The sequence below is a fragment of the Sphingopyxis sp. genome, from assembly GCF_016463645.1.
Lineage (GTDB): Bacteria > Pseudomonadota > Alphaproteobacteria > Sphingomonadales > Sphingomonadaceae > Sphingopyxis.
Genome location: NZ_JAEMQX010000143.1, coordinates 1 through 8559, shown reverse-complemented (window position 1 = coordinate 8559; position 8559 = coordinate 1). Strand labels below are relative to the sequence as shown.

The following is an 8559-nucleotide window of genomic DNA, read 5'->3' as shown; positions in this document are numbered from 1 at the left end:
CCGGCCTGCGCCAGCGCCTCGACGATGAGGACGCCGGGCATGATCGGCCGGCCGGGGAAATGCCCCTGAAAGAAGGGCTCGTTCATCGTCACCGCCTTGACCGCGTGGATCGTGGTGTCCTTCACCATCGAGACCACCCGGTCGACGAGCAGCATCGGATAACGATGCGGCAGCAGCGTCAGGATCCGGCGGATATCCACCGGCCCCATTGCGCCGTCGGTTATTTCCCCGTCCGCCATCGGGCTTAGCGGGTCGTCGGCGCGGTGCCGGTCGGCGCGGGTGCGGGCGTCGTCGTGCCCTGCGCGGCGCGTGCCTGATCCATCAGCTGCTGGTTGCGCTGCTGGACGAGCTGGCCCGGCTGGTAGCCGGCCGGAACCGCAATCGAAACATTGGGCAGGATGCGATTGAGCTCGGTCACCACCGCGTCGGTGATGTCGACATTGTTCTCACGCGCCAGCACCGCGTCGGGGTTGAGCAGCAGGTCGATCTTCTTCGCGGTCATCGCCGCCTTGATGGCTTCGTTCATGCGAACGCTGATCTGATCCTCGACATAGGCGATCGCGAGATCGACCGGCGCGCCGATCTGGCCCAGCTCGGTCTGCGCGGCCTGGCGCTTGTCCTGGACGGCCTTTGCCGCGGCCTGGAGCGCCGCCTGGTTCTGCGGCGTCTTTTTCGCCTCTTCGTTATATTTCGCGATCAGGACGTTGATTTCGGCCTGCAGCGTCTGGCCGCGCGACTGCTGCTGGTCGATCTGCGCCTTGTAGGTCGTCTCGATCTGTTTCGACGCGGTCTGGAATGCGTTCGAACGCGCCGCGGCGATGCGGACGTCGGCGACGCCGACACCCTTCGCCTGCGCGATGGCGGGAGCCGACAGGATGGGCGAAACCGACAGCGTGGCGATCGCCAGCGCCGAAGCGACAATAATTTTCTTCATCAGAATTGGGTTCCTACGTTGAATGAGAAGCGTTTGGTGTCATCGCCCTCTTCTTTGCGAAGGGCGTAAGCGAAGTCGATCCGGAAGGGACCGAAAGGAGAGTTCCAGTTCACCCCGGCGCCGATCGACACGCGCGGCATCCAGGTGTCGCCGAAGAAGCGTTCCTCGAACGGATTGAGGAGCGAGAAATTTTCCGGGCAGGTCGTGTACTGGCCGGTGCCGGTCGGGACGCCGCCTTCCGGCGTCGTCATCGTTTCCGTTGCGAACTGGGTGGCCCCCGTGCTCGCATTGCGGCAAAGCGACTTGGTCAGGCCGAAACCGGGCGCATTGGGGTCGGTTTCCTTGAAATTGGCAAGCGTCGTCAGCGTCGGACGGCGGACGCTGAACACCGAGCCGACGTCGAGGAAGATCGACGGACGAAGTCCCATTTCCTTCGCGCCGGTGCCGAGCGGGATATCGAGCTCGATCCGGCCCTGATAATAGGCGCGGCCGCCGAGCGCGTCGTCGATCTGGCCGCGATCGCTGCGGCCGTCGGTGACGACGATCGGATTGGCGGGATCGCTGTTGTCGACGCCATAACGAATGACGCGCGGACCGACGCCGCGAATGTCGAAGCCGCGCATCTGCGGTTCGCCGAGGAAGAAGCGGTCGGTCAGGCGGACCTTGTCGCTGGTCGGGGTCGGGCGCCCGCCGAACGGGTAGATATAGCCGCCCTCTGCCGAGACGTTGAGGATGAAACGGCTGCCGAGGTTGAAGTGCTTCGACGCGTTCGCGCGTGTGCGGACATATTTGACGCTGCCGCCGAGGCCCGCGAAATCCTGACTCAGGGACAGCGACTGGCCGCGCGTCGGGCGCAGGCGGTTGTCGCGGTCGTCATAGGCGAGCGTATAGCCGATCAGCGAGGTGGTCCGGTTGCCGATCGCGTCGCAGAGGTAGCGGCCCGCAACGAGCGGATCGCACTCGCCGCCGAAATAATAGATGTCCCGGTCGAGCGTCACATCGTCGAAGTTGATGCTGTAACGGCCGAAGAAGGACATGAATTCGGTCAGCGGGACACCAACGTTGACCTGTGCACCCGTCGTGATCTGCTGGAACGTCGTCCGGCGATCATTGTTGATGAAGTTGAACGAATTGAGGTCGCGGCGATAGACGCTGCCGCCGATCGAGATGTTGCGGTCGAACAGATAGGGTTCGGTGAAGCCGAGTTCGATCGACTTCGAATAGCTCGAATAGTTGACCGAAGCCTGCAGCTGCTGGCCGAGACCGCGGAAGTTGCGCTGGCGGATCGAGGCCTGCAGCAGGAAATTCTCGATCGACGAGAAACCGGCCGACAGCGACAGTTCGCCCGTCGGTTTTTCCTCGACATTGGTTTCGAGGATGATGCGGTCGGGCGTCGTGCCTTCCTTGCGCTCGATTTCCAGATTCTCCTGGAAATAGCCGAGGCTGTTGATGCGGTTCTCGGTGCGCTTGATACCGAAGCTGTTGAAGGCATCGCCTTCGTTCAGGCGGAATTCGCGGCGGACCACCTTGTCGTGGGTCAGCGTGTTGCCGTTGACGTCGATGCGCTCGACGTAGGTACGCGGGCTTTCGGCGACGTTGAAGGTGATCGCCATCGTCCGCGTTTCGGGGTCGCGGCGGAATTCGGGATTGATATCGGCGAAGGCGTAGCCGAACAGGCCCGCGGTTTCACTGAGGCTTTCGACCGTGTCCTCGACCAGCTTGGCGTCGTACCAGTCGCCGGTGTGCATCGGCAGCAGTTTCTTCAGCGTCTCGGGCTGGAAGTCGCGGATCTCGCTCTTCACGTCGACGTCGCCGAACTTGTAGCGCTCGCCTTCCTCGACGACATAGGTGATGATGAAGTCCTGCTTGTTGCTCGTCAGCTCCGCAACCGCCGAAATCACGCGGAAATCGGCGTAACCGTTGGTCAGGTAGAAGAGGCGCAGCTTCTGCTGGTCATAGGCGAGGCGATCGGGGTCGTAGCTGGTGTTCGACGACAGGATCGTCATCAGGCTCGACTGCTTCGTCGCCATCTCGTCCTTGAGATCGCCGTCGCTGAACTTCTCGTTGCCGATGATGTTGATCTGGCGGACCTTCGACTTCGGCCCTTCGTTGATCTCGAACACGACATCGACGCGGTTCTGGTCGAGCGACACCATCTTGGGTTCGACCGTCGCGGCGAAGCGGCCCTGCCGCTTGTAGAGCTCGATGATGCGCGCGACGTCGGCGCGGACCTTCGACCGGGTGAATATCTGGCGCGGCGCGAGCTTGATCTCGGGACGGATCTTGTCTTCCTTCAGGCGCTTGTTGCCTTCGAGGATGACGCGGTTGATCACCGGGTTTTCGGTGACCTGGATCGTCAGCGCACCATTATTGTCGGTGATCTGGAAATCCTTGAACAATTCGGTGGCGGCCAGGTCCTTCAGTGCCTGGTCGAGCACCGAGCGGTCATATTGCTGACCGACGCGCAGGCGCAGATACGACAGGATCGTCTGCGCCTCGAGCCGCTGGTTGCCGACGACGGTGATCGACTGGACCGTCGTCGCCGCCGGCGCGGCTTCGGGAGCCGGTGCGGGGACCGTCGGCGCGGGGATCGGCGGCGGCGCAGCATCCTGCGCCATCACCGGCGTCGCAAGCATCGTGCCGGCCAGAAGAATCACCGACAGCTGCGTCCGGCCCGGATATTTGTGTGAAGCCACGCTGTTCATCCCGAAAAAATAACTCAAATGCGACAAACCCGCCTGACCGCGGGTTTGCGCGCCACTCCCTGCCCCAGACTCGCTAACCAATCAAGCGGGCGATCCCGTCCCACACGCCAATTGAGCCCAAATCGTTGAAAGTCACGACCAGCATCAACGTCACGATTGCCGCAAAGCCGAATCGGAACGCCCATTCCTGCGCCTGCGCGGGCGCGGGACGTCGCCGGATCGCCTCATAGGCGTAAAAAGCCAGATGACCGCCATCGAGCATCGGCAATGGCAAGAGGTTGATGAACCCGAGATTGATGGAAATGAAGGCGGTGAACAGGATCAGATCCTCAATCCCCAGCGACGCCGCCTCACCGGATGCCTTTGCGATTTTAACAGGGCCGCCCATTTCCTTGATCGAACGCTGACCGGTCAGGAACTGCTGCATGATCGAGCCGGTCAGGCGGACGATACCGACGGTCTGGTTGACACCCACGCGCAGAGCCTCGACCGGACCGACAGCCGTATAGACGGGCTCGCCGGGCCAGATACCGAGAATTGCGCGTTGCGATCTGTTGCCGAATGCATCGGTCTCGGTAATCATCTGCGGTTTCAGCGTCAGCGTAAAACGATCGCTACCGCGCTCGACGACCAGTTGAGCGGGCTTCGCGAGATTGAACGAGATGGCACGCGGAAGATCGGTGAACAATTCGATAGACTGCCCATCAACCGATATGATCCGGTCACCGGCGAGCAGCCCGGCTTCGGCTGCCGGCCGTCCGGCATCGACCTTGCCGATGACGGGCAGTGTGCGACCGACACCGTAAATCATCGCAAAGACGGCAAAGATCGCAATCGCGAACAGGAAATTCGTGACAGGCCCCGCCAGCACGATGAGCATGCGCTTCCACACGGGCTGCGCAGGAAAAGTATGCGATTTCTGCTCGGCGGGCAGGTGCTGCCACGACGCATCGGGCTGGCTCACCGCATCGCGGTCGCCCGCGAACTGGACATAGCCGCCGAGCGGCAGCCAGCCGATCTTCCATTCGGTGCCGCGCTTGTCGGTCCAGCCGAGTATCTTGCGCCCGAAACCGATCGAGAAGGTGTCGGCCTTCACCCCGCACCAGCGGCCGACGATGTAATGGCCATATTCGTGCACGAACACGAGCGGCCCCAGCACCGCCAGAAACGCGATCGGATAAAGCCAAAGCGGTACGTCAAGCATGTTCATACTGGTCCACAAAACGCTGCGCAGCCGCGCGGGATGCGGCATCGACGCTGAATATGTCCTGAAGCGATGCGGGCACCGCGGGCGCCTCGGCATCGATCACGCGGCGCACTGTGTCGACGATCGCGGGGAAGGAAATCCGTCCGCCAAGGAAAGCGGCGACCGCCACCTCGTTTGCGGCGTTGAGCTGCGCGGGGCGCGCACCACCCTCGGCGATCGCGGCGCGGCAGAGCGCGGTCGCGGGAAAGCGCACCTCGTCGGGCGCCTCGAAATCGAGCCGCGCGATGCTGGCAAGATCGAGCGGCGCGCACGGCGTCGCCATGCGCTGCGGCCAGGCGAGCGCCGACGCGATCGGGATGCGCATGTCGGGCGAGCCGAGCTGCGCGAGCGTCGAGCAATCGATATATTCGACGAGGCTGTGGATCACCGACTGCGGATGGACGAGTATCTCGATGCGGTCGAGCCCGACGGGGAACAGATGATGCGCCTCGATCAGTTCGAGCCCCTTGTTCATCATCGTCGCCGAATCGACGCTGATCTTCGCGCCCATCGACCAGTTCGGATGCGCAACCGCCTGTTCCGGCGTCACCCGCGCCATGTCCGCGGCACTCATGGTGCGGAAGGGGCCGCCGCTCGCGGTCAGGATGATCCGGCGCACCTGGTCGACCCGCCCGCCCGCAAGGCACTGGAAAATCGCATTATGCTCGCTGTCGACAGGCAGGATCGTCGCGCCCGAGGTGCGCGCGACCGCGGTCATCAACTCGCCCGCCGAGACCAGCGCCTCCTTGTTGGCGAGTGCGACGTCATAACCGGCCGCCAGCGCGGCCATCGTCGGAGCAAGGCCGGCGGTGCCGACGATGGCGGCCATGACGAGATCGGTCGGGCGCAGCGCCGCCTCGACGAGCGCGGCGGCACCGGCGGCGGTTTCGATACCCGTACCCGCGAGCGCCTCCTTCAGCGCTTCATGGCAGCTTTCATCGGCAACCACCGCGATATCGGGACGGAATTCCTTCGCAAGCCTCGCCAGTTCCCTGACGTCGCAATTGGCGGTGAGCACGGCAACGCGCCAGCTTTCACCGTCGCGGCGGACGAGATCGAGCGTCGACTGCCCGACAGATCCCGTGGCCCCGAACAGCGAGAGGCGACGCTGCCTCATTTCAGCCCGCCGCCCGCACGGCGATCTGGCTCACGAACGCGAGCGCGCCGAGCAGCAGCGCGACCGGCAGCACCCCGTCGACGCGGTCGAACAGGCCGCCGTGTCCGGGAATGAGCTTGCCCGAATCCTTGACCCCCGCGCGCCGCTTCATCCAGCTTTGTGCGAGGTCGCCGAGCTGCGCGAGCAGCCCCATGAACAGGCCGATCCACAGCGGCACGCCGACGATGCCCGCGCGGTCGCCGATGGTGGCACTGGCGATCAGCGCGGCGACCATGCCGCCGATGAGCCCCGACCAGGTCTTCGACGGGCTGATCCTGGGTGCGAGACGCGCTCCGCCAAAGGCGCGGCCGGCGAAATAGGCGCCGATGTCGGTCGCCCAGACCATGCCGAAGACCCAGAGCGCGGCAGTAACGCCCAGACGGTCGCGGATGAACCAGAGTCCCGCCATCGCGCCGAGCACGAGGATGGGTCCAAGGATATTGAGCGCAGTCTTGCTGCCCCCGCCAAGCGTCATGCGCTTCACGAGCTGAAACCATTCGACGAGGACGAGCGCGCCGCCGACAAGGAGCAGCAAGCCGAAGGCGATGCCGCCGAACCACAGCGCGGTGCCCGCGATCGCGAACAGGACGATCGCCGATCCGATCCGCACCCACAGGTCCGATTTGCCCGCTGCCGTCATGCCCTAAAGTCCCCCGTAGCGGCGATCACGGCGCGCGAAATGGTCGAGCGCCGCTTTCAGATCGGCCGGTTTGAAGTCCGGCCACAATATGTCGGTGAAATAGAGTTCGGCATAGGCCGACTGCCAGAGCAGGAAATTCGACAGCCGCACCTCGCCCGACGTGCGGATGAGCAGGTCGAGCGGCGGCATGTCGGCGGTATCGAGGTTCGCCTCGATCGCCTCGGCCGTGATCTCGCCCGATGCGGCCGCAGCGGTCGCCGCGCGCACCAGTTCGTCCTGCGCGCCATAGTTGAGCGCGACCGCGAGCGTCGTGCGCTTGTTGCCCGAGGTGCGGTCGAGCGCATTCTCGATCAGCGCGACGACGTCGGGCGCAAGCGCCCGCCAGTTGCCGATGACTTTCAGCTTCACATCGTTCGCGGCGAATTCGTCGAGGTCGGACAGGATGAAGCGCTTCATCAGCCCCATCAGGTCATTGACCTCTTCCTCGGGCCGCTTCCAGTTTTCGGAACTGAAGGCGTAAAGCGTCATCGCCTCGATACCGAGGTCGCCTGCCGCGCGGACGATCGTGCGCACCGCCTCGACCCCCGCCTTGTGGCCGGCGACGCGAGGCAGCAGACGCTTCCTAGCCCAGCGGCCATTGCCGTCCATGATGATGGCGACATGGCGTGCGCCGTGGCTGGCGGCTGGTGTCGTCATGATCTGTACAGGGTCCCGGAAACCGACCGATCCACTAGCCCAGGATTTCCTTTTCCTTGGCGGTCGCGGCGGCGTCGATTTCGGCGATCGTCGCGTCGGTCAGCTTCTGGACCTCGGTTTCCGAACGCTTGCGATCGTCCTCGCTGATTTCCTTCTTGTTCTCGTCTGCCTTCAGATTGTCCATGCCGTCGCGGCGGACGTTGCGGACGGCGACGCGCGCCTTTTCGGCATATTGGCCGGCGAGCTTCGACAGCTCCTTGCGGCGCTCCTGCGTCATTTCGGGGATCGGCAGGCGCAGCATCTGACCATCGACGATCGGGTTGAGCCCGAGACCCGCCGAGCGGATCGCCTTGTCGACGGGACCGACGTTCGACTTGTCCCACACCTGCACCGACAGCATGCGCGGCTCGGGCGCGCTGACCGAGGCGACCTGGTTCAGCGGCATGTGGCTGCCATAGACCTCGACCGTCACCGGATCGAGCAGCGCGGTGTGCGCGCGACCGGTGCGCAGGCCCGCGAGGTCGCTCTTCAGCGATTCGACCGCGCCGTGCATGCGGCGTTCGAGGTCGGCCTTGTCATATTTCGCCATCTGTCTTTCCTCTCTTGATTTGGTCAGCCCGCGTCGGTGACGACGGTGGAAACGCCCTCGCCCGCCAGCACGCGCGCCAGATTGCCCGGCTCGCGGATATTGAACACGACGATCGGGATATGATTGTCGCGGCACAGCGCCACGGCGCTCGCGTCCATCACCTTCAGATTGTCGGCGAGCACACGGTCATAGCTCAGCGTGTCGTAGCGTACCGCGCTCGAATCCTTCTTGGGGTCGGCATTGTAGACACCGTCGACGCTCGTGCCCTTGAGCAGCGCGTCGCACTTCATTTCGGCGGCGCGGAGCGCGGCACCGCTGTCGGTCGTGAAATAGGGCGCCCCGACGCCGGCGGCGAAGATCACCACGCGGCCCTTTTCCATATGGCGTTCGGCGCGGCGGCGGATCACCGGCTCGCACACCTTGTCCATCTCGATCGCCGACTGGACGCGCGTTTCGACGCCAAGCTGCTCGAGCGCATTCTGCATCGCGAGCGCGTTCATCACGGTCGCGAGCATGCCCATATAGTCGGCCTGCGCGCGGTCCATGCCCTTGGCGGCGCCCGCCATGCCGCGAAAGATGTTGCCGCCGCCGAT

9 protein-coding genes are annotated in these 8559 nt (G+C 64.2%); all 9 read right to left on the bottom strand.

Going from position 1 to position 8559, the window contains the following annotated elements; translation table 11 throughout:
• Positions 1 to 239: 3-hydroxyacyl-ACP dehydratase FabZ (fabZ, locus tag JHC57_RS19310; protein ID WP_294032154.1), on the bottom strand; the 239-nt coding region annotated here is incomplete at its 3' end.
• Between the two features lie 5 nt (positions 240 to 244).
• Positions 245 to 934, bottom strand: a complete 690-nt coding sequence (locus tag JHC57_RS19305; protein WP_294032152.1) for an OmpH family outer membrane protein — start codon at positions 932 to 934, stop codon at positions 245 to 247.
• A complete protein-coding gene (gene bamA, locus JHC57_RS19300; protein WP_294032158.1) occupies positions 934 to 3639 on the bottom strand; it encodes an outer membrane protein assembly factor BamA in 2706 nt (901 codons plus the stop codon). Before bamA ends, JHC57_RS19305 begins: the two co-directional genes overlap by 1 nt.
• Positions 3640 to 3712: 73 nt before the next feature.
• Positions 3713 to 4843 (bottom strand): RIP metalloprotease RseP, encoded by a 1131-nt coding sequence (gene rseP, locus JHC57_RS19295; protein WP_294032156.1) that lies wholly within the window; start codon positions 4841 to 4843, stop codon positions 3713 to 3715.
• Complete coding sequence (locus tag JHC57_RS19290; RefSeq protein WP_294032151.1) at positions 4836 to 6002, bottom strand: 1-deoxy-D-xylulose-5-phosphate reductoisomerase; 1167 nt, start codon at positions 6000 to 6002, stop codon at positions 4836 to 4838. The genes rseP and JHC57_RS19290 overlap by 8 nt, the downstream gene beginning before the upstream one ends.
• A 1-nt stretch (position 6003) precedes the next feature.
• On the bottom strand, positions 6004 to 6681 hold the full coding sequence (locus JHC57_RS19285) for a phosphatidate cytidylyltransferase (protein ID WP_294032149.1): 678 nt from the start codon (positions 6679 to 6681) through the stop codon (positions 6004 to 6006).
• 3 nt (positions 6682 to 6684) lie between these two features.
• Positions 6685 to 7377 carry a polyprenyl diphosphate synthase gene (uppS, locus tag JHC57_RS19280; protein WP_294032147.1) on the bottom strand — a complete coding sequence of 231 codons (693 nt, stop codon included), beginning with the start codon at positions 7375 to 7377 and terminating at the stop codon, positions 6685 to 6687.
• Between the two features lie 34 nt (positions 7378 to 7411).
• A complete protein-coding gene (gene frr / locus JHC57_RS19275; RefSeq protein WP_293646677.1) occupies positions 7412 to 7966 on the bottom strand; it encodes a ribosome recycling factor in 555 nt (184 codons plus the stop codon).
• Between the two features lie 23 nt (positions 7967 to 7989).
• Positions 7990 to 8559 (bottom strand): UMP kinase (pyrH, locus tag JHC57_RS19270; RefSeq protein WP_294032146.1); only part of this gene is annotated, 570 nt, incomplete at its 5' end.

Excerpts from the sequence above, each read along its gene's own strand:
- uppS (WP_294032147.1), bottom strand. The coding sequence starts at position 7,377 with ATGACGACACCAGCCGCCAGCCACGGCGCACGCCATGTCGCCATCATC.
- frr (WP_293646677.1), bottom strand. The coding sequence starts at position 7,966 with ATGGCGAAATATGACAAGGCCGACCTCGAACGCCGCATGCACGGCGCG.
- rseP (WP_294032156.1), bottom strand. The coding sequence starts at position 4,843 with ATGCTTGACGTACCGCTTTGGCTTTATCCGATCGCGTTTCTGGCGGTG.
- JHC57_RS19290 (WP_294032151.1), bottom strand. The coding sequence starts at position 6,002 with ATGAGGCAGCGTCGCCTCTCGCTGTTCGGGGCCACGGGATCTGTCGGG.
- JHC57_RS19305 (WP_294032152.1), bottom strand. The coding sequence starts at position 934 with ATGAAGAAAATTATTGTCGCTTCGGCGCTGGCGATCGCCACGCTGTCG.
- JHC57_RS19285 (WP_294032149.1), bottom strand. The coding sequence starts at position 6,681 with ATGACGGCAGCGGGCAAATCGGACCTGTGGGTGCGGATCGGATCGGCG.
- bamA (WP_294032158.1), bottom strand. The coding sequence starts at position 3,639 with ATGAACAGCGTGGCTTCACACAAATATCCGGGCCGGACGCAGCTGTCG.